Genomic DNA, 24,183 nt, shown 5'->3' with positions numbered 1-24,183 from the left:
GAGAGCCTGACCGATGACCGAGACCCCGATCGACGCGCCGCCGGGCATGGAGATCACCGAGGAGAACAAGTTCAAGGGCTCGCTGTTCATCTCGGCCTGGGACGAGATGATCACCACGATCGGCAAGGACGCCGAGACCGAGACCGAGAAGGCGCTGGACATCACGTTCGCCGCGATCGGCACCGCGTCGTCCATGGCGATGCTGGCGGTCGACCCGTTCGGCACGATCCTCGGCGCGGGCATCGGCTGGCTGATCGAGCACGTGTCGTTCCTCAAGGAACCGCTCGACCAGCTCATGGGCGACCCGGACGAGATCAACGCCAACGTCGAGGCGACCAAGAAGCAGGCCGCCGAGCTGCGCGTGCTCGCCGAGGACCACCGGCGCGAGCTGGCCACGGCCGAGGGGTGGACCGGCGCGTCGGCCGACGCGTTCCGCAAGAACATGGAGGCGATGGGCCAGGAGCTGGACACGCTGGCCAACGCCGTCGAGCAGAAGGCCAAGATCGTCGCGATCTGCGGCGTGCTGGTGTCCGTGCTGCGCGACATCGTGCGCGACCTGATCGCCCAGCTGCTCGGGTCGCTGCTGGCGGGCGCGCTGATCGCCGCCGCCACCGCGGTGATCACGTTCGGCGCGTCCATCGCGGCCTACATCGGCTTCGCGGTCGGCAAGGCGGTGGCGCTGGCCACCAACATCGCCGCCCGGATCGCCCGCCTGACCGCCGCGCTGGGCAGGCAGATGAGCCGGATCAAGAACCTCGACGAGATCACCGAGAACGTCGGCAAGGGCTGGAACCGGTTCGAGAACATCGCCGACGTGGCCGAGGTCGGCTACGAGTCGTGGAAGGCGCAGAAGGGCGTCGACCGCGAGATCGACAAGGCGTTGGCGCAGGACGCGCAGGACGACAAGGTCACCGAGGCCAACAACAAGGCCGAAGAGGCCAACAAGAAGTACGAGCAGGCCAAGGAGGCGGAGGCCAAGGCCGCCGAGGAGGCCAAGAAGGCCAACGAGGCGCTCAACGCCGCCTCGGAAAAGGCCGCCGCCGCGAACGACAAGGTCAGCTCGGCCATCGACGAGGCCAACGCCGCCGCCGCACGGGGCGACCAGGCCGGGTACGACCGCGCCATGGCGAAGTACGAGGCGGCCAAGGGCGAGGCGGACGCGTTGCGCGCGGAGGCCGCGAAGGCCGCCGAGACCGCGGCCAAGGAGAGCCGGGACGTCGCCGACGCGGCCAAGGCCAGCAACGACGCGCTGAACGCGGCCAAGCCCGCCGACGACGCCGCCAAGGCCGCGTACGAGGAGTACAAGAAGAACAACCCGGGCCAGGACGACCCGGCGCGCACGTCCGCCGAGAACGACATGTCGGCGAAGAACGACGCGGCGAAGGCGGCGAACGCCAAGTACGAGCAGGCCAACGTCGACTACGCGGCGGCCAACGCGGCGGCGGCCGAGGCCAACGCCAAGGCGTTCGCGTCCGGCAGCGACGCCGACATCAGGGCCGCCGAGGAGGCGTCGCGCAAGGCCGAGCAGGCTGGCGCGGAGGTCGAGCGGGCGGCCGACGAGGCGAAGTCGGCGGGCGAGGCGGCGAAGTCGAGCTACGACGCCTACCAGTCGCAGTACTCGGGGTCCTCCTCGGGCAGCGGCACGCCGAGCACTTCCGTCCAGGTCTGAGCAGAAACAACCACGGAGACAAGCCATGGCACGCGGTGGCGGCGGCGTCGACTCGAACCCCGGTTCCAACCCCGGGGGCAGCCAGTCCTCGCCACCGCCGCCGCCACCGCCGGTGGGCGGGCCGACCGGCGGGTCCGGCTTCGGCATGAGCGAGTCGTCCATGGACGGCCTGCAACGCAAGGCGGGCGACTTCCAGGCCCGGCTGGCCGCGATCTCCAGCGGCCTGCAGGGGTTGAAGCTCGCGCCGAACGCGCTCGGTCCGATCGGGATCGTCGCCGTGCCCGCGTTGAACAGCTCGAACGACGCCTCGGTGCAGCAGGCGAACAACGCGTCGACCGCCATGGGCAACGTGCAGTCGGGCCTGAAGGCGACCGTCCAGACGCACGTGCAGAACGACACCTTCAGCCGCGACCAGTTCACCAAGATCGACCCGAACTCGAACGCCCAGCGGCCGCCGGGGTCGCCCGGCAGCGGGCCGATCGGCTCGAAGGGGCCCGGCGGGCCGTCCGTCACGCCGCTGACGAACGTGCCGGGGGCGAGCGGTCCGAACGGGACCGGTGGCGGGAAGACGGCCGGCGGGCCGTCCGTGGGGCCGCTCAAGAACGTGCCGGGGGCCGGTGGGCCGAACGTGCCCGGTGGCGGCAAGACCGGCGGCGGGCCGTCCGTCGGGCCGGTCAAGAACCTGCCCGGGGCGGGCGGGCCGAACATCCCCGGTGGCGGGAAGACCGGTGGCGGACCTTCGGTCGGGCCGATCGGCAACGTGCCGGGGGCCGGTGGGCCGAACCTGCCGGGTGGCGGGAAGACCGGCGGCGGACCGTCCGTGGGCCCCATCACCAACCTGCCCGGAGCCGCGGGGGCCACGGGGCCCGGCGGGGGCAAGACCGGCGGCGGAGCCTCGGTCGGGCCGATCACGAACCTGCCCGGCGCGCCCGGCGCGAACCCCGGCGGGACGCGCGGGACCACCGGAGGGCCGGGCGTCGGGCCGATCAAGAACGTGCCGGGGGCCGGTGGGCCGAACGTGCCGGGTGGCGGCAAGACCGGCGGCGGGCCGTCTGTGGGCCCGATCACCAACGTGCCCGGAGCCGGGGCGTCCACGGGATCCGGCGGGGGCAAGACCGGCGGCGGAGCCTCGGTCGGGCCGATCACGAACCTGCCCGGCGCGTCCGGCGCGAACCCCGGCGGGACGCGCGGGACCACCGGCGTGCCCGGTGCCTCGACGGGTGCGGTGCCGGGCGGCGGCCCGACCGTCAAGGGCAGCCCGACGCCGGGCACGGCCCCGGTGACCGGGGTGTCCACGCAGCCCGGCGCGGGTGCCGCGGCGTCGAAGCTCACCACCGGCCTCGGCGGCACGCCCGCGTCCACCCCGCCCCCGATGGCGGGCGGGCCGATGGGCGGAGCGGCACCGGGTGCGGCGGGTGGTTCGGACCGGTCGAGCAAGTTCACCGGAGGTCCGGGCAAGGGCACCTTCGACGCCCCGAAAGCCCCTGCCGCCGACGGGACCATCACCAAGGCCCCGCCCAGCTCCTCGTCCACCCCGCCGCCCGCGCCCAAGCCGACGATCAGCGCACCGGCGGCCCCGAGCGTCAGCGCGCCGGGCGCACCCACGACCTCCACCCCGCCCCCGACGACGACCTCCACCCCGCCGCCGAGCACGGCCACGGCCCCGCCGACGACGCCCAAGCCGGCCGCCGGGGTCCCGTCGACCGGCACCCCGCCGGTGGGCGCGCCCCCGGTGGCGGGCGCACCGGCCGCGGCCCCGCCGGCTGCGGGGAGCACCGGGACGGACCGGTCGAGCAAGTTCACCGGCGGCCCCGGCAAGGGCACCTTCGACGCCCCCAAGGCCCCCGCCGCCGACGGGACCATCACCAAGGCCCCGCCGACCTCCCCGTCCACCCCGCAACCGGCACCCAAGCCGACGGTCGGCACCCCCGGCCTCACGCCGCCTCCGGTCTCGACACCGCCGGTGTCAACGCCGTCGGGGTCAACGCCACAGGTGTCGACGCCGCCGGTTTCGACGCCACAGGTGTCAACTCCGCCGGTCTCGACTCCTCCGGCCGCCGTTCCCCCGGCAACCGCCCCGCCGACCGCGAGCGGAACGAGCGGGACCGCCAAGCCGAGCGGTCCGGGCGGTGTGTTCGACGCGCCCAAGCCTCCGGCGGGCGACGGCACGGTCAAGTCCGCCCCGGCGGCATCCCAGGTGCCACCGACCACTCAGCCGAAGCCGGCCACCCCACCGATCAGCACGCCGCCGGTCAGCACCCCGCCGGTCAACTCCCCACAGGTCACCCCGCCTGTCACCCCTCCGCCTGCCACCCCTCCGACTGCGAGCGCGCCGACCACCAACCAGCCGACGACCGCCCAACCGACCACCGCCCCACCAGGCGCGAAGGCACCCCAGGTCTCCACCCCGCCCGCTTCGCCACCGCCTGCCACGCCGCCCGCTTCGGCACCGCCGGCGTCGAAGCAGCCGATCTCCGCCCCGCCGGAGGCAACGCGGCCTGCCCCGACCCCACCTGCGCCGACCCCGCCTGCCGCAACGCCTCCCCCGAGCGCGCCCCCGGCCAACCCGCCGGCCACCACTGCGCAGCCCGCCACTGCGCCACCCACCCCCGGCACGCCGCCGCACGCCGCCGCCCCGGCCTCCCCGCCCGCCCCCGGCACATCGCCCTCCCCCAAGCCGTCCACCGACCCGGCGCCGGCCGACACCAAGACCCGACCCGCGCCGGACGGCCAGGCGCAGCCCCCGGTGGTCGGCGTGGTCGCGCCGCCCGTCGCCCCGCCCCTCCCGCCACCCCCGTCGAACGCCAAACCGAAGGTCCGCAGCGGCGGCGCGCCGCCCAAGTTGGACCCTCCCGCCGCACACCCCGGCAAGGACGTCCTCGCCGACGAGTCGTGGCGGCACGACCCCGCCAAGACCGCCGACTGGTTCGCGCCCGACAACCCCACGTCCCCCGACGCGTGGAAGGACCGCCGTCCCGACGCGCACGTCAAGACCGTGAACACGGTGGTCGCCGACGTCACCACCGACAGCACGCCCGGCAGGATCAAGTCCTACCAGGGCCTGATCAACTACGACCTGCGCCGCATCGAGGTCGCGCCCGGCAAGTTCGTGCAGGACTACACGGTCAAGGTCCACCTCAAGCCGGGCGCCGACCCGGACGTCGACGCGCAGACCATCGCGGACGTGCAGGCCAAGGCCAAGGCGGGCGTGGACAGCCTGCTCAACCAGGGCTTCCGCCTCCCCAGCGGCGACCAGTTCCACCTCAACCTGGAGTTCACCACCGACCCCAAGGACGCCCACACCGTCATCGAGGTCGGCAACACCGGCACCGACCAGACCCACTGGAACCCGAACGCGAGCGCCAACCTCCTCGCCCACGAGACCCTGCACTACCTGGGCGTCCCGGACGAGTACACCGACTCCACCCGCGTCTTCCAGCAGCACACCACCGCCTCCGGCGTGCACCTGGACGACGGCGGCATGATGGGCCGCGACATCCTCGGGCCCGACCCCGGCCTGCGCCCCCGCCACCTGTGGCTGGTCGAGCGCGCGGCCAACAGCCAGGTCGCGGTCCCGGACACGCGGCTCGACGACCAGGGCCCCACGATCACGCCCCCGGCGACGACCACGACGCCGGTCACCACGGCGCCGGCCCCGAACCCCTCGACCCCCGGCCCGAACGCGCCCAACCCGAACGCGACACCGCCGGACGTCCCCGGCAGCCGGCCCGCGCCGAGCGGCGGCAAGCGCAAGCGCGACGGCGAAGCCGACGCCGACCTCGACTTCGACGGCGAGATGGACGTCGACACCGACGTCCAGGACACGTCCAAGCGCCCCCGCACGGACGACGTGCCGGGCTCGTCCGGCCAGGTCCCGCCCGCGCAGCAGCCGTCCACCCAGGGCATGGACCTCGACGTCGACCCGACGGCCGGGGTGACGTGGGACAGCGACGTCAACGCCCCGCTCGACGCGGCGGCCGACGTGGACATGCCCGACGCCGACACCGTCACCGACGTGACCGGCCCGGTCGTGGACCTCCGCAGCGACGCCACGACCAAGTTCAACGACGCCTTCGCGAACCTCGCCAACGGCAAGCCGGTCCACCAGCCCACGCCGGGCGGCTACCTGGCCGACCTGGAGGCGAACGTCAACAACAACAGGCCGGTCGCCTTCGTCGTCAACGCCATCGTGCCGATCAGCGACATCGACGCGAACTCCCTCAGGGACGTGGTCGGCCAGATCACGGCGGGCGCGCAGGGCCTCGACGGCAAGGTCGCGTTCGTCATCGGGGTGAACACCCGCGGCGACGACAACCCGGACGCGCAGGCGCAGGTCGAGGCGAAGCTGGCCGAGCTGGAACCGGTGCTCGCGGGCATCGACGTCCCGGTGGCGCTGACCGGCTTCACCTGGGACATGCCGTCCAGCGACAACCTGCCGTACGGCACCATGCGCAACACGACCCTGGACAGCACCCCGAACAAGTTCGCGATCTCGGCGATGGCGAACAACGGCAACCACCCCTACATCGCGGTGCAGGACTTCGACCAGGGCTCGCGCAACGTGCCGTCGGGGCAGCACATCTTCAACCACGTCATCGACAGCATGGCGAACCCCGACGGCCTGCCGCCGGCCCGCCCGCTGATGTTCAGCGGCGGCTACCGGACGCCGCCGGACCTCGACGCGCTGGTCCGGGACGTGGAGGCCAAGCGCGTCGCCACGATCGCCAAGCTCCAGGCCCAGCCGAACCCCGACCTGGCCGAGATCGCCAGGCTGGAGAAGGCCGCGGCCAAGCTCGCGGACGCGGAGAAGTTCAAGAGCGACTTCGCCCGGCAGATCACGCAGGACATGGACGCCCGCGTCGAGCAGGCCAAGACCAGCCCGATGCTGCCGTACACGCCCGAACCGAACCTGTTCTTCGACGGCATCGCGCCGATGGTCGACCCGAACGTGCGGTTCGGCGACGGCGGCGCGGAGTTCTCCATGCTCGGCCGGTCGCTGAACAACTTCTTCGCCCACGAGATCGGCTCCATCTACGACCAGCAGATCGCCGACATCGAGGCGAACGCCAACACCGACGTCGACATGGACGCCGACGTCACCGCGGACACCGACGCCGACATCGCCGACCGGAAGGACGCCCGGCTGTCGCAGCTGGCGGTCGACGCCCAGACCTACAGCCACCCGATCCGCACCCAGGCGTTCATCTCCGACTTCAAGGGCGGCGCGGTCGAGACGGACCTGACGCGCATCGCGCTCGGCTACGCCAAGAAGGGCACGCTCCCCCAGTCGCACGCCCCGCTGGGCGGCGTCGCGGACCGCTTCTTCGACACGAAGAACGACAAGAGCGGCACCAGCCTGGGCGGCTTCCGGGACAAGTTCCCGAACCTCGCGGGCATCAACCGCGACCCCACCAACCTCGGTGCCGACCCGAACCCGCAGCTCAACCCGAACCCCGCGATCACGTCGCCGCCCAAGGACGACCCGGGCGCGCCGCCGCCCCAGCCGACTACCGGGCCGCAGTTCAAGGAGGTCGCCAAGGTCGCCAAGGACCTGGGCGTCGGTCGCGGGCACGACATCGACCAGTCGATGTCGACGCGCGTGCCGGGCCACCCGGACGTGATGGCGGGCCTGGACCAGAGCAGCCGGATCGTCAAGACCGTCGCGGGCGTCAACACCGCGATGTCCGGCCCGGAAGCGTCGATGCAGCGCAGGTTCGGGGCGATGAACAACATCGCGAACCTGCCGTCCACGCGACCGCCCGCCCCGAACGGCCTGTACGACGCCGTGGGCAAGGTGCGGGGCGTCGACCCGGCGCAGCTGCGCAACGACGTGACGGGTTACGTGTCGTCGCTGAGCGCGGACACGGGCAAGCTCAAGGGCCCGGCCAAGAAGGCGGCCGAGGCCGAGATCGAGGTGCGCGAGCAGCTCTCGGACTTCGTCACGGACCACCCGACCACCAACGGCGACCTCGTCAACTCGGTCCTGCAACCGGGTCCGAACCCGGGCTTCGACCCGTCCACCATGACGGAGATCCCCGACGCGGTGTCGCGCGACGTGATGGCGGGCCCCGACACCCACCCGGACGGTGGGCCGGCGGAGAAGGGCCCGCTGCCCGACGTGCCGGACCCGGACCAGGTGCGCGCCGACGCCGAGAGCGCGGCGAACGCCGACCACATCGCCGCCCAGGCGCTCGCGACGCAGCTCCGCACGCCGATCGTGGTGCACCACCCGGGCGGCCGGACCACGACCTACACGCCGTTCGGCAAGGACCTGCCCGCCGTGGACCCGATCCACGTCGACGCGGTCCAGGGCCCGAACGGCCGCAGCACCTACACGCCGCACACCGGTCCCGCCGCCGGGCCGGTCGGCGGTCCCGTCGTCGAGGGCACCCGAGGGGCTCCGACGCCCGAGGTCCTTGGCACCAGGCCCGCCCCGACGCCCGAGGCCCCGGCAACCCGGCCCGCGCCGACGCCCGACGTGCCCGGCACGCGACCCGCGCCCACCCCGGACGTGCCGGGCACCAGGCCCGCCCCCACGCCCGAGGCCCCGGCAACCCGGTCCGCCCCGACGCCCGACGTCCCCACCACCGCGGCCCCGAGCGCGCCCGGGACCGACAGCCGCTCCAGGGACCTCGACACCGACGCGGACGTGCAGCCGCCCAACGCGCCGCGCCCGCGGTGGCGGCCCACGCCGAACCCGGTCATCCCCATGGCCACCATCACCCCGCCCACCCCCGGGCCGGTCCTCACCTCGAAGAACCTCCCCGACTTCTTCCAGGACAACCAGGCACTGGGCACGATCGCCCCGGTCGAGGTGCGGGGCGCGGCGAAGGTCGCGGAAGCCGTCGCCGGGCTGCGCGCCGACGACAAGGCGGCCATCGAGACCGCCCTGACCTCGGACTTCGAGTCGTTCCTCGGCCACGGCCGCGACTTCCAGGTCAAGATCGGCAACAACTGGTTCGAGGCCAACGTCCAGGCCACGATGATGCCGCCGGCCGACCCGGCCGCGGCGGTCACGACGCCGACCACGACCACCAAGGTCGACATGACCGCCCAGAGCGGCACGGCGACCTCCACCACGACCACCCTGGCCACGGCGAACGACGTCGGCGCGGCGGCCACGGCGGGCGTCGCGACCGGCCCCTACGGCTCGCTCGGCGGCAAGGCCCAGCTCGCCACCCCGGCGACGAGCACCACCGCCTCGACCTCCACCGCCGACCAGCGCATCATCCGCTCCGGCGAGGGTTCGACCACGGCGCAGGTGCCGGTCGGCTACCGGATCACCCTCACCGACGCGCACGGCAACGTCCAGCCGACGATCACGGTCGACTCCGACCCGACCGGCCCGGTCGACGTGACCCTCCAGATCCCGGACGACCTGTCGACCATCGCGGACTCGAACCCGACGCTCGCGGCGAACCCGGACACCCCGAGCGCGGACTGGGGCGCGCGCCTCGAGCACGCCGTGCCCGAGGCCGTCACGAACGTCGACTCGACCAAGGCGTTCTCGGACGTCGCGGCGAAGCTGCACCCGTCGATCACCAAGATCGGCTCGCCGGGCCGCACGGCGCTCCAGACCTTCCTGAGCCCCACCACGCTGCGCGACAACATGGGTGCGATGCTCACCGGCTGGGTGACCTCGCCGGACCTCGTCAGCCCGCACGCGAGCAAGGGCGCGGCGGTCCAGGCGCACGCGACCCTGAAGGACGCCGAGCTGGTCGGCGTGCACGACTCGGCCCAGCTGCGCCTGCACGACTCGACCTCGTTCGGCACGGGCGTCACCGCGACCACGAAGACCGGGTTCGACGCCACCGCCGGGTTCGGCGGCAACATCGGCCAGGCCGGCGTGCTCGGCGGCCAGGTCGGCGCGACGGCCACGTACTCGGCGCGCACGGCGGACAGCTCGAACGCCGGCACGAACACCGCGCACAAGTCCGGCATCCAGCTCAAGGGCCAGACCGGCCTCTACAAGGTGACCGCCGACGTCGAGGTGCGCACGCCCAGCGGCGCGAACGTCACCGTGCCCGTCACCACCTACGTGCGGCTGGGGCTGCCGGAGGCGGCGGCGCTGAACCTGCCGGTGCCCGAGGGCACGCAGAAGGGCACCACGAAGCCGACCGACACGCCCCGCCACGCGCCGCCGTACCTGGACTCCGCGTTCGCCGCGGGCAACGCGCGGGTCGGCGACTTCGAGCCGGCGAGCCGGGTGCAGGCGCAGGTCGAGGCCGCGCTGAGGAACGTCGACGGCTTCCGGGACTTCCTGCCGAACTGGAACGACCCGAACGCGAACCCGCGCAGCGGCAAGGGTCAGCGCTTCGCGGACGTGGCCCGGCAGCTCGCCAACCAGCGGGCGCTGAACCAGCTGTCGCCGACCGCGCTGAAGTCGAACATGGACAGCCTGCTCGGTCCGGGCGTCACCGTCCGGCTGAAGAACTCCGACGCCACGACCAACACCTACGTCAACATCACGGTCAAGGCGAAGCTGTCCGACACCCGGCACCTCGGCCAGGCCGACGCCCGCAACGTGCGCGACGCGTCGTCGAGCGGCCCGAGGCTCGACAGCGCCACCGCCACCACGAAGGGCTGGAGCGGCGGCGTCGAGGGCAAGGTGGTGATCCCGGCCAAGACCGCGGACGCGACGCTCACGCCGACCCCGCAGTTCGGCGCGAAGTACAACCACTCGTGGACGGTGAAGAACTCCGGCGGCCCCGCGGTCAACTCCACGTCGTTGAACGTCGGCAGCCCCAACGCCCAGGTGTTCCAGGGCGACGTGGAGTTCGAGGTCGAGATCACCACGTTCACCCGGCCGCGCTCCTGGGTGCAGCGGGTGACGCCCGGCCTGCCGGGTCAGCACGCGCCGCAGCCGCGCGTGGTGGCGCGCACCGTGGGCGCGTCGCTCGACCCGAACGCGCCGAACAACCCCGAGATCCTGCCCGCGATCAGCGGCAAGGTGAACCTCTGGGTGTCGGACAGCTCCACCCTGAAGGTGGACCCCCAGGGCTTCAAGCCGGGCGACCCGCAGGTCACGAGGCTGACCGACGCGCCGTCGGTGAAGGACCTGCTGACCGACCGCACCCGGCCGAAGCCGCCGGAGTTCCTGCACGTCGAGGCCGTCGCGAACACCACCGCGCTGCGCGACCAGGCGATCGACGCGCTCAACCGCGCGGCGAACGGCGACTCGGCGCTCACCGTGCCGGGCACCGAGTCGCGCAACCAGATCGACCGGATGTTCAGCCCGGAGAACATCAAGGCGAACCTGCGCAAGCTCGTCGAGACGGGCATGCAGGAGCAGGGCCTCCGGTACGACCGGCGCGTCACCGACCGCACCGGCTCGGTCGGCATGGCGATGACCCTGGGCAACCCGAAGCTCGTGTCGATCGCCGACGACACCGGCACGGAGAACGCCCTCACCGGCGGCTACAAGGCGGGCGACGCGTCGTCCACGAGCCGGTCGGTCGACCTGACCGCCGGCGTCAACGTGCCGATCAGGCCGAACGCCACCCCGCCGCCCGCTGGCGAGCCGACGCCCACGAGCGGCGCCGGCGGCGTGGCCGCGGTCGGCAAGTACACGCCGTGGGCGGACTCGAAGTCCGACGCGCGCGAGGTCGGCGGCAGCGTGGACCGCAACGTCGTGACCCCGGCGGACGCGCGGACCGTGCTGATCCAGCTCGACGCGGACGTGACGATCGTCGGCGAGAGCCGGGCGGGCAACGTCGTGCACGGCGGCACGCCGCGCGCCGAGGGCGCGACGGTGAAGCTGCCGAAGTCGGTGTTCGTGCGGGTCAGCGAGGACGTGGCGCGTGAGCTGGGCGTGCTGCCGAACGTCGCGCCGACGGTGAAGTCGCCGGACTTCGGCGCGATGGCCCCGCCGAAGACGCTCGCCAAGGACGAGCCGGGCTCGCTCGGCCTGTCCGCCGTCGACCGGGTGCCGGACCTGTCCGCCGCGGTGGACGACCTGGTCTCGCAGGTGAACGCGAAGACGTCGAAGCGGTTCGGCGGCCCGCTGGTGCCCGACTCGGTCCTCAAGGACTCGATGAACAACCTCCAGCGCCTGGTCGACTTCTCCTCGCCCGCCTCGGTGCAGGCGATGATCGACAGCGCGCTGGACGGCGGCGTGCCGCTGCTGGTGCACCAGCCCGGCACGTTCGGCAAGGACTCCTACCAGGTCACGCTGCGCGCGAAGGCGGGCGAGCCGAAGTTCGACCGGGTCGTCAACGACGGCGTCGACGTGGAGCACACGATCGCCGGCTCCGAGAAGGTCACCGCCGGGCAGGGCCGCGGCTCGGGCTGGGGCGTCGGCGTCAAGGCCCCGGGCCTGGCCTCGCCGGGCAGCGCGAACCCGAACGTCTCCGGCACGGCGGGCGTCGTCGCGTCGGCGAACTACGGGCACGCCAAGTCGAGCACCGTCACCGACGCCACCACGCGGCAGTTCGGCCACCTGCGCGCGGCCGGCGGGCCGGCCGCGAAGTACACCGTGCCGGTCGAGTTCGAGCTGGTGGTGGAGCGCGGCGACCGGGAGATCGCCAAGGCCACCACCGGCGCCCAGGAGATGGGCATCCGGCTGCACGCCGACAACCAGCGCGTCGCCGACCCGGCCGCCGGGCCGACCCCGCCGTACATGGCGGCGGCGATCAAGCGCGGCGCCGAGTTCGGCACGCCCGCCGCGGCGCAGGCGTGGCAGCGGGCGGGGTCGCCCTCGTCGCTGCCGCCGAGCGCGTCGGTGGAGAACCTGCGCGGCGTGAAGGACCTGCGGGACGCGGCGGTGCGGGCGCTGACCGAGGCGGGCGCGAAGCCCGGCCTCACCGGCAAGGGCACCGGGCCGCTGAACACCCTGCTGTCCACGCTCAGCTCGGAGAACCTCCAGCCGAGCCTGCCCGGCATGCTGGACGGGCCGCTGGACGTGCCGGGCCTGCACGAGGCCGCGCTCACGTTCGGCCAGGACGCCGACGTCAAGGTGTACGCCAAGCTGGTCAACCCCCGGCTCGGCGCGCTCAGCGACGGCGTGAAGCTGGAGAACCCGAAGTCGGTGGTCAGCACCACCGCCGGCGAGGCCAAGGTCACCGAGAGCGCCGACGTCTCGGCGGGCTTCGGGACCGGCGGCGCGGCCGTGAAGCAGGGGGGCGACCCCAGGGACACGGTCGGCTTCAACACCGGCGGCGTCGAGGTCAGGCACGCCGCCGAGGACTCGCACGCGGTGTCCGGCGGCGCGACCGACAACAAGGTCAACAACCTCAAGGCGCAGGGCCGCACCGGCCTGGTCGAGTTCGACGTCGAGTACCGGGTCGTCGCCACGATCGGCGGCAAGACCGGTGTGGTCGACCTGGCCGTGCCGGGCTCGGCCGCGGTCCGGATGCCCGCGCCCGAGGCGCAGGCGGTGCTGGGCAAGGACTTCGACGCGGAGCTGGCCAAGGCGCAGGACGACGTCGCCGCGGCCGCGAAGAGCTGGCGCGACGCGGAGATCGAGGTCGACCGGGCCCGGCACGCGGCGCAGGACGCGATCAACGCGGCCGCCGCCGAGCTGGCCAAGACCGACGTCGAGATGAACGCGCTGAGCAACGACCTGAACGGCGTGATCGACGCCGTGGCCGCCGAGTCGGGCAAGGTCGACGGCCTGGAGCGGGCCGTGGCCGACGCGCGCGGCTCCGTGGCCGACCTCCAGCAGCGGGTCAAGGACCTGCACACCCGGGTCGGCGAGCTGGACGTGGCCGCGCAGAACGCCGACGAGGCGTTGCGGGACGCGACCGCGGACGTGGAGTCGTCCGCCGACACCGTCGCCGACCTGGAGTTCCGGCTCGGCGAGGCGCGGGCGCGGCTGGACGCGGCGCAGCGGGAGCTGGCCGCGGCCGAGCAGGCGCTCGCCGACCACCGGGCCGCCCCGCCGCCCGCCGAGGGCGCGCCGCCGGTCGACCCGGCCGTGGAGCAGGGCCTGGCGGGCGCGGTGGACACCGCGACGACCGCCCGGGACGGCGCGCGGGCCGACGTGGACCGGCTGGCCGCCGAGCTGGACGACGCCAGGGTGCGGCACGCGACCGACCTGGACGCGCGACGCGACGCGAAGGAGGCCGCCGACCGGGCCACCGCCGACCTGGTGGGGGCCGAGCGCGACCTGGCCACCGCCCGCGACGACCTGGCGACCGCGCGCGACACGCTCGACCAGGCCAAGACCGACCTGCGCGACCAGCAGCGGACGGTCCGCGACACGACGGCGGACCGCGACGCGAAGCGCGCCCGCTACGACGCGCTGCTCGCCGCGCGGGACGCGCAGCAGGCCAAGATCACCGCGGCCGAGGTGGTGCTGAACGACCGCCGGCAGACGGCGGACGCGCGCCAGCAGGCGTGGTGGGACGCCAAGCGCGTGGTCGACCAGCGCGTCGACGCCTACAACGCGACCCCGGCGCCCGCACCGGCCACCACGCCGACGGACAACGGCACCCCGCCGCCTCCGCCCGGCGCCACGCCGAACAGCACGCCCCCGGCCGACACCACGGCGAACAACGCGCTCCCGAGCAGCGCTCCGCCGGCCGACACCACCGCGAACGGCACACAGCCGAACACCGGCACCCCGTCCGTCACGTCGCCGACCGCACCGCCGCTGAACCGCGACGCGCCGGTCACCCAGCCGGGCGTGCCGCAGGTCGCCCCGCCGGCCGCGGCCACCGCGCCGCGCGAGGTCCGCGGCCCGAAGCCGGAGCGGTCGTTCGACCTGCCACCCGGCACGACGGACCTGCCCCCGGCCGACCGGGCGACCCTCGACGGCCTGGCGAAGGACCTGGTCGAGCAGAACGACGTGCGCGACCGCAACGGCTACCAGCGCCCGACCGTCGCCGTCACCGGCCCGAACGCCCAACTGGTCGCCGACGCCCTCGCCGCCCACGGCATCGACGCCACCGCGGACGTCACCACCACCGCGACCACCGACGTCCACGTCGACTGGGACCTCAAACGCCCCGAAGGGTGGACACCACCCGCCGCACCGGTCGGCACCAAGGTCACCGACACCGTCATCACCTCCACCGAGCCGGCCGGACCCCACCCCGTCCTCGACGACCCGTCCTGGCGACACAGCACCGCACCCACCGCAGACTGGTTCACCAACCCCGCACCCGCCACCACCACCGACATCACCAACGCCCGCACCACCGCACCGATCACCAGCCGCGTCCGCGGCGAGGACGGCGGTGTCCTGAACACCACCACCGTCGGTCCCGACGGCGTGAAGATGAAGGCGTGGCGCGGCCCGATCGCGTACGACACCCGCGTGCTCGACGTGAACGGCACCCCGGTCCGCGACTTCACCGTCAAGGTGCACCTCGACCCGGCGGGCCACGCCGACCCCGCGCAGCTCGCCGAGATCCAGCGGCGCACCCGCGAGGGCGTGCAGGAGCTGTTCAACCAGGGCCACCGGCTGCCGGGCGGCGAGCAGTTCCACGTCACCGTCGAATTCCCCACCGACCCCACCGACGCCCACGCCACGGTCAAGGTCGCCGCGCCGGACGGCCGCGCCAACCAGCTGAGCTGGCCCGTGGACACCGACCCCCGCCGCCTCGCCCACGAGGTCGGCCACTTCCTCGGCCTGCACGACGAGTACTTCGAGACCGGGCAGGCGAAGCCGATCTTCCAGCACCAGGAGGGCAAGGGGCGCGTCGTGCACGACAACGCCCCGATGACCGACGGCATCGACGAGGCCGACGTGAGCCTCAAGCCGCGCAACCTGTGGCTGGTCGAGAACCGGATGCACGCGCTGGAGTCCGTCAACGACCCGGCGGTCGGGTCGGCGGACGCGGACGTGGCGCCGCCGAACGCGCCGGGCTTCCACCGCGCCCCGGCCCCGATGCCGTTGCAGATGATCGCGCATCCGCGCACGCCCGCGGCCGTGCTGCCCGGCGTCGCGCCCCGGTTCCTCCAGGACAACCAGGCGCTCGGCAGCGTCACCGCCCGCGACCCGCGCGGCGTGGACCAGGTCGTCACCGCCGTGGAGAACCTGCTCCCGCAGGTGCCGGGCGTCACCCCGCAGGGGACGGCCCGGATCGGCCGGGAGATCACCACCAACCTGGAGTCGTTCCTCGGCCACGGCCGCCGGATGCAGGTCCAGGTCGGCAACCGGTTCTTCGACGCGCACGTCACCGCGCGCCTCCGGCCGCCCGCCACCGCGCCCGTGCCGACCTCGTCGCCCAAGGTCGACATGCAGGTCAACAGCGGTGCGACCAGCTCCGCGACGACCGCGCTGACCACGGCCAACGACGTCGGCGGCTCGGTCACGGCGTCCCAGGGCCTCGGCGCGTACGGCCAGCTCGGCCTCAAGGCCCCGCTGTCCACCCCGGCCGTGACCGGCACCACCACCAGCTCCACCGTCGACAACCGGATCATCCGCTCCGGCGGCGGCTCGGCGGACGTCGACGTGGACCTGGAGTTCACCGTCAACCTCTACGACGACGCGGGCCGCGTGGTGGGCTCGGACACGGTCCGGTCGACGCCGGCCGCGCCGGTCTCGGTCACCCTCCAGGTGCCGAACGACCTGACCACCGACCTGGACACCACGCACGCGTCACCCGTCGTGCCCCTGCCCGCGGGCGCCGGCGCCAAGCTGGAGTTCCCGGTGCCCGAGGCCGTGATCGACCAGGACCCGCAGGCCCTGTTCAACGACGTCAAAGCGACCCTGCACCCCTCGCTCACCAAGCCCGGAGCGCCCGGTCGGGACGCGCTGCGCGAGTTCCTCGGCGCCACCTCGATCCGGGACAACCTCGGCGCGCTGCTCGGCGGCTGGGTCACCTCGCCCGCGCTGACCAGCAAGAGCGACAGCTACGCGGGCTCGGTGAAGATGACCGCGTCGCTCACCGACATCCAGCTGGTCGGCACGCCGGGCGCGTCGCAGCTGCGCCTGCACGACTCCGCCGTGTCGAGCACCGGCGTCAGCGCCGGGACCAGCAGCGGGTTCGACTTCTCGGCCGCCGTCGGCGGCGGGATCGGCGCGCCCTCGGTCGGCGTCGGCTCGGGCGGTGTCGCGGGCGGCTACTCGGCGAAGAAGACCGAGTCGGTGTCGGCGGGCGCGACCACCACGAACCGCACCGGTGTGATGATCAAGGGCAACACCGGCCTGTACAAGGTCACCGCCGACGTCACCGTGGTCGGCCCGACGGGGCAGCCGGTGGTCAAGCCGGTCACCGCCTACCTGCGCCTCGGCCTGGACGAGGTGGCCGCGCTCAACGACGTCCTGGCCGCCGCCGACCCGAACGCGCCGCGGGTGCCGGTCGCGCCGCTCACGAACGGCAACCAGCCCGGCCTGACCGTGCCGCCCGGCCCGCTCACCCGCCACCAGCCGCCGTACCTGGAGGCCGGCCTGGCCGCGGGCAACGTGAAGGTGGGCCGGTTCGAGCGGGCCGCCGACGTGCAGGCGCAGGTCGAGCAGACCCTGCTGGCGCGGCCCGAGTTCGCCGCGTTCCTGCCGGGCAACGACCCGGGCGCCCGGCCGAACCGGTCCGGCAAGAACTTCGCCGAGCACCTGGAGCAGCTCAACAACCAGCAGGTGCTCACCGCGAAGCTGTCGCCCACCGCGCTGCGCGCCCAGATGGACAGCCTGCTCGGGCCGGGCGTGCCGGTGGTGCTCAAGCGCCGGGGCAAGGCGCACAACCACTACGTGACCGTGCTGGTGAAGGCCAAGGTCGCCAACCCGGCGTACAAGGGCGAGGCGGGCCTGCACTTCGTGCGCGGCTCGTCGTCCGCCGCGCCGAAGCTCGACGCCACCACCACGACCACGAAGACGTGGACCGCGGGCGTCGAGGGCAAGGGCGGCGCGAACGCCAAGCCGGGCAGCGCGAGCCTCGCGCCGCAGGCCGGCGTGGGCGTGAAGTTCACCAACAGCGACGCGGTGAAGACGACGTCCGGCCCGACCGTGAGCAGCACGTCGCTCAACGTCGGCAACGAGTTCTCGCACGTGTTCGAGAACGACGTCGAGTTCGAGATCGAGGTCCAGACCTACAGCAGGCCGCGCGCCTGGGTCCAGCGGTCCTGGTTCGGCACGCCCGGCGCGCAGGCGCCGCAGCCCACGACCATCGCCCGGACCGGCACCGCGCCCGGCGACCTCCCGCCGATCTCCGGGAAGGTCAACCTGTGGTTCACCGAGGGCTCCACGATGGTCGGCGACCCGTCCCGGTTCGCGCCCGGCACGCCCAGCACCACCCCGGTGCCCGGCTCGACCAAGACGATCAAGGAGCTGGTGAGCCCCGCCGGCCGCACCCCGAACGAGCACGACTGGCTGCACGTCGAGGCGGTGACGGGCGCGGGCCGGCTGCGTGACGACGCCATGGCCCTGCTGGACGACGCCGCGCACGGCGACCGGTCGCTGACCGCCCTCGGCACGGTGTCGCGCGCGCAGATCGACGCCCTGTTCAGCCCGGAGAACCTCAAGGCCAACCTGCGCCGGATGACCGAGACCGGCATCCAGGACGCGGACCTGCGCTACGACCGGCGCGTCGCCGACCGCACCGGCGGCCTCGGCGCGACCGTGCGGCTGGGCAAGCCGAAGCTGGTCAGCATCTCCGACGTGACCGGCACGGAGAACTCCGCGCAGGGCGGCGTGAAGGCGGGCGGCGGCAAGTCGAACACCCAGGCCGTCGACGTCACCGCGCAGGCCGGGCTCGGCGGGCGGCCGAACGCGAAGGACCCCCGGGGCGCGAGCGGCTTCCAGGTCCTGGGCAAGTGGACGCCGTGGTCGCGCGCCAAGGGCGTCACGACGGAGCTGGCCGCCTCGGTGGACCGCAACGTGGTGACCGCGAACGCCACCCGCACCGTGCTGGTGCAGATGGACGCGAGCTTCACGCTGGTCGCGGAGAGCCGCAACGCCAACGCCGTGGTCAACGGGCAGCTCCGCACCCGCGAGGCCGTGGTGGACCTGCCCGGCGGCGTGTTCGTGCGGGTCAGCGAGCAGGTGGCGCGGGACATGGGCCTGCTGCCCGACGTGAACCCGCCCGCGCCCGAGGTCGCCGACGCCATGCAGGCCCCGAAGCGGGTCGCCTCCGGCGCGCCCAGCGCGCTGGGCCTGAGCGCGGTGGACAAGGCCCCGGACCTGAGCGGCCTGGTGTCGAACCTGATCACCCAGGCCAACGGCCGCACCGGCGACTGGCGCGGCGGCAAGCTCGTGCCCGACTCGGTGCTGGACGACTCGATGCACAACCTCCAACGCATGGTCGACTTCACCTCGCCGACCAGCGTGCAGGCGCTCGTGGACGGCGCCCTGGACGGCGGCGTGCCGCTGCTCGTGCACAAGCCGGGCGCGCTGTTCGGCAAGGACTCCTACCAGGTCACGCTCAAGGCCGTGGTGGACGGCACGCCCGCCTTCCAGGGCGCGGTCAACGACGGCGTGGACATCGAGCACACCGTGGCAGGCTCCGCCAAGGACGGCGCGAGCCACGGCAAGGGGCACGCCTGGTCGGTCGGCGCGAAGGTCCCGGCGAGCGGGCTGCCCACGCCCGCCGCCGGCAGCCCGCTGACCGGCAACGTCGGCGGCCAGCTCGGCGCGTCCGTGGGCCGCGCCCACTCCTCGACCGTCACCGAGGCGACGACCACCCAGTTCGGGCACCTGCGCGCGGGCAGCGGCCCGGCCGTGAAGTACGCGCTGCCGGTGAGGTTCGAGCTGGTCGTCGAGCGCGGCGGGCAGGAGATCGCGCGCCAGGTGTCGCCCACCCCGGTCGACCTGGGCGTCCGGCTGCACGCCGACAGCGTCCGCGCCACCCCGCGCCCGGACCCGGTCACCCGGCCCGACCGGCGGACCACCCACGACGCGTCCCGCGCGACCGACCAGGCGCTCGCCGACTTCGCCAACGGCGCGGACACCACCGACGCCGTGGCCGCCCTGCCGCCGACGGCGTCCGTCGAGGGCCTGCGCGGCGCGAGCGCGTTGCGCGACGCCGCGCTCGCGGCCCTGGAGAACGCCGGGGCCGGCGCGGGCATCACCGGGCACGGCACGGGCTCGCGCGCCGCGCTGCTGTCCGCGCTCAGCTCGGAGAACCTCCAGGCGAGCCTGCCCGCGATGCTCCGCGAGCCGCTGGACGTGCCGGGGCTCACCGAGTCCTCGCTGAAGTCCGGCAAGCAGGCGCAGGTCAAGGTCTACGCCCGGCTGGTGAAGCCGCGGCTGGACGCGCTCAGCGACTCGGTCAACCTGGAGAGCCCGCGCACCGCGGTGCACGCCACCACGGTGGACTCCAAGGTGAGCGACACCGCGGACGTGTCCGTGGCCGTCGCGACCGGCGGGTTCAGCCGGAAGGCCGTGGACGCGCAGGGGCAGCCCGACCCGGTGAACTCGCCGAACTTCGGCGTGTCCGGCGTCGAGTTCGCGCACAAGAGCGAGGACGGCACGACGCTGTCCGGCGGCCCGACCGGCAACAAGGTCGACAACCTCAAGCCCGCGGGCCGCACCGGGCTGGTCGAGTACGACGTGGAGTACCGGGTCGTGGCGACCTACGACGGCGTCACCTCGGTGGTCGACCTCGTGCTGCCCGGCTCGACGGACGTGCGCGTGCCCGAACGGGACCTCCAGGGCCTGCTGGGCAAGCCGGTCGACACGCCGCTGGCCACGGCGCAGACCGAGCTGAAGGCCAGGGCGGACGCGTGGCGGGCCGCCGAGGTGGCCGCCAACCAGGACCGCTACCGGGCGCAGGACCTGATCAACGGCATCGCGGGCGACGTGGCGCAGTCCGACCTCGACCTGGAGTCGCTCAAGACGCGCCTCGACACCGCGACGGGCGACCTGGCCCGCACCGAGGCCGCGATCAAGGACCGCGGGAACGCCTTCGACGCCGCCACCGGCCGGGTCGAGCAGGCCCGGCGCGACCTGGACGACCTCAACGCGCGCATCGACACCCTGACCACGCTCGCCGAGGTCGACCCGGTGGCCGCGCAGGGGCTGGCCGAGGCCCGGCAGCAGGTGCCCGCCGCGCGGCAGCGGGTCCAGGACGAGCAGACGGCGGCCGACGCCGTCGAGGCCGAGCTGGACGCGGCCGTTCGCGAAGCGGCACAAGCCCGTGCCGACCTGCTGGCCGCGAGCCGGGAGCAGGTCGGGGCCCTGGAGCAGCGGGCGGACCTCGACCAGCGGGTCTTCGACGCGGAGCGGCGGGTCGCCGCCAGTCGCACCGCCGCCTACGAGGCCGAGCTGGCGTGGTGGCAGGCGAAGCGGGTGGTCGAGGCGCAGGTCGACCGCTTCAACGGCAACCCGCCGGCGCCGGGTTCGGTGCCCGTCGTGACGGTCACGGCGCCGAGCGCGCCGCCTCGGCCGGGCACCGCACCGGAGCCCCTGGCCGTGCCCACGCCGCCGACCGGCCCGGAGACCCGCCCGGAGCGCGGTCCCCGGCCGGAGCGGTCCTACGCCGACCTGACGCCGGAGAACCGGGCCGACCTCGACGCGCTGGCCGCCGAGATCGCCGAGCAGAACGCGATCCGCGACCGCAACGGCTACCGGCACCCCGCCGTCGCCGTCACCGGCCCGAACGCCCAACTGGTCGCCGACGCCCTCGCCGCCCACGGCATCGACGCCACCGCGGACGTCACCACCACCGCGACCACCGACGTCCACGTCGACTGGGACCTCAAGCGCCCCGAAGGGTGGGTCCCACCCGCCGCACCGGTCGGCACCAAGGTCACCGACACCGTCATCACCTCCACGCAACCCGCCGGACCCCACCCCGTCCTCGACGACCCGTCCTGGCGACACAGCACCGCACCCACCGCAGACTGGTTCACCAACCCCACACCCGCCACCACCACCGACATCACCAACGCCCGCACCACCGCACCCGTCACCGGCCACGTCCGCGGCGAGGACGGCGGCGTGCTCTCCAGCTCCACGATCACCCCCACGAACGTGGACCTGCAGGCCTGGCGCGGGCCGATCGCCTACGACATCCGCCGGTTCGAGGTCGACGGCGCCCCCGTCGTGGACCTCACCGTGAAGCTGCACGTCGCCCCCGGCGACGCCACGCCGGACCAGGTCGCCGACCTCCGGCGACGGGCCCGGGAGGGCGTGCAGGAGCTGTTCAACCAGGGCCACCGGCTGCCGGGCGGCGAGCAGTTCCACGTCACCGTCGAATTCCCCACCGACCCCGCCGACGCCCACGCCACGATCGAGGTCGCCGCGCCCGGCGCCCGGGCCGACCAGCTCTCCTGGCCGGTGGACACCGACCCCCGCCGCCTCGCCCACGAGGTCGGCCACTTCCTCGGCCTGCACGACGAGTACCTGGAGACGGACGCGGTCAAGCCGATCTTCCAGCACCAGGACGGCAAGGGCCGCGTCGTCGGCGACAACGCCCCCATGACGGCGGGCATCGACGCCGCCGACGCGAGCCTCAAGCCGCGCAACCTGTGGCTGGTCGAGAACCGGATGCGCGCGCTGGAGTCGCCGCACACCCCATCCACCGCGGGCCCGCACGTCCAGGACCCGGACGTGGCCGCGCCGAACGCGCCGAAGCGCAAGCGCAAGGCCGCGGACGAGGGTCCGGCGCTCCCCGCGCCGCCGACCCGGCTGCTGGCCGGGCTCACGCTGGACGACCCGGACGCCGACTCCGACGCCGATTCCGACGCGGGCTCCGACGTGGAGATGGCCGAGGCCGCGCCGCCGGTCACGCTCGCCAACGACGGCGGCGTCCACAACGCGGCGTTCGCGGCGCTGGCCGGCGGCAAGACCCTCACCCCGGTCGACCGCGGCAACTACCTGACCCTGACCGACGACGGCATCCGGCGGGACGAGCCGCCCGCGTTCGTGGTGAACATGATCGTCCGGGCGAGCGACCTGACCGCGCAGAGCCTCCACGACGTGATGACCAGCGTCATGGCGAACACCTCGCCGGACGTGCAGGGCAGGGTCGCTTTCGTCATCGGCGTCAACGCCGCCGACCAGCCCGCGATCGACCAGGCCCTGCACCGCGCCGCGCCGGTGGTCAACGGCCGCCCGGAGCCCGTCGCCCTGGTCGCGCTGCCGCCGCACGGCGGGTCGTTCAAGTTCGGCGCGACCCGCAACCAGGTCCTGGACAGCAACGCGCACCAGTTCGCGGTGACCGCGCTGGCCCACAACGGCGCTCACCCGTACGTGGCGGTGATGGACTTCGACGTGGCCGACCGGCGCGTCCCGGACGGGCGGCACGTGTTCCAGCACGTCGCGGACGGCCTCGCGGTCGTGGACCAGGACGGCGTGAGCGCGCCGCTGCGCCCGCTGGTCGTCGGCGGCGGCTACCGGGTCGGCGACGCGGCCCGGCTGCGCGCCGACCTGCACCGGCGGATCGACGAGGACGCCGACACGTCGCCCCAGCTGAAGCAGCAGCTGCGCGACCGCGCGAACGACGACGAGTTCATCGCCGAGTTCGAGCACCAGATCGCGGCGGACATGCACACCCGGCGCAACCAGGCGGCGATCCACCCGCTGCTGCCGTACACGCCGGAGCCGAACCTGTTCTTCGACGGGCTCGTGCCGCTCGCGTACCCGCACGTGCGGTTCGGCGAGGGCAAGGCCGAGTTCGGCATGCTCGGCCGCCGGCTGAACGGCATCAACGAGGTCGAGCTGACCAGCCTGCACACCCTCGGCGACCCCGACCCGGCGCGGGTGGCGGAGGCGCTGCGGGTGGACGCGGAGAACAACCGCCACCCGCTGCGCGGGCAGTCGTTCGCGGTCGACTTCGTGGACGGCGCGACCGACACCGACCTGTCCCGGCTGGCCTACGAGCTGCTCACGACCGGCGTCCTGGGCCAGTCGCACATGGGCTGGGTGACGATCACCGAGCGGTTCGTGGACGGCAAGCCCGGCAAGAAGGGCACGAAGTTCGCCGACCAGCGCGCCGCGCTGCGCACGAACGCCTACGCCGACGCCGAGCCGCTGCGCCTGCCGCCCACCACGGGCCCCCGCCCGCCGTGGCACCCGGACCCGGCCACCCGCCGGCAGATGGCCGGGTCGAACCCGCTCAACCCGGCCATCTCCACCCCGGCCCGCGGCTTCCCCGGCGTGGACGTGGGCGTGTCGCAGCAGCACAAGCTGGTGGCCGCGCACGGGCTGCTCGCGTCCGACCACGTCAGCGAGGCCGCCAGGCACCTGCGGTTCATCGCCAACGACCTGCTGCCCACCGGCGCGCCGCCCGCGCCCGGCGGGCTGTACGCGGCGGTCGCGCAGGCGCGGGGGCTCCAGCCGGTCGCGCTGCGCCGCGACGTGGTGGCGCGGGCCGCCACCCTGCCCGAGGACGTGGCGCGGTTCACGGTGGACCACGCCATGCGCAAGGGCCACCTCTACAACGCGCTGGTGGAGAGCAACAACTGGGCGCTCAAGAACAGCGACGAGGACGTCATGGCGGCCAACGCCCGCGACCTCGCCGGCCGCCTCCTCGCCACCCAGTTGGGTGAGAACGTCGTCATCCACCGCCCGAACGACCCCCAGCCGCTGCGCCGGCTGACCCCGTTCGGGCCCCCGGTGACCGGCGAGGTGCACGTCGACGTGGTCATCGTGGACGGTGTCGCGACCTACCGGCCGCGCTGACGTCCCAGGT

General features: G+C 74.0%; 2 protein-coding genes. Both read left to right on the top strand.

Going from position 1 to position 24,183, the window contains the following annotated elements; all coding sequences use genetic code 11:
• The first annotated feature begins 13 nt into the window (after positions 1-13).
• The gene (locus tag ACWEFJ_RS14010; RefSeq protein ID WP_378094702.1) at positions 14-1,669 is read left to right on the top strand and encodes a WXG100 family type VII secretion target; all 1,656 of its coding nucleotides are present in this window, start codon (positions 14-16) and stop codon (positions 1,667-1,669) included.
• Positions 1,670-1,694: 25 nt separating this feature from the next.
• Complete coding sequence (locus ACWEFJ_RS14005) at positions 1,695-24,173, top strand: hypothetical protein (protein ID WP_449713950.1); 22,479 nt, start codon at positions 1,695-1,697, stop codon at positions 24,171-24,173.
• Positions 24,174-24,183 lie beyond the last annotated feature (10 nt).

The sequence above is a fragment of the Actinosynnema sp. NPDC004786 genome, assembly GCF_053601135.1.
Note: the sequence above shows the minus strand (reverse complement) of the source record. Positions and strands in the feature narration are given on the sequence as shown.

What these genes read in the sequence shown, in the direction of transcription:
- ACWEFJ_RS14005 (WP_449713950.1), top strand. Translation starts at nt 1,695, where the DNA reads ATGGCACGCGGTGGCGGCGGCGTCGACTCGAACCCCGGTTCCAACCCC.
- ACWEFJ_RS14010 (WP_378094702.1), top strand. Translation starts at nt 14, where the DNA reads ATGACCGAGACCCCGATCGACGCGCCGCCGGGCATGGAGATCACCGAG.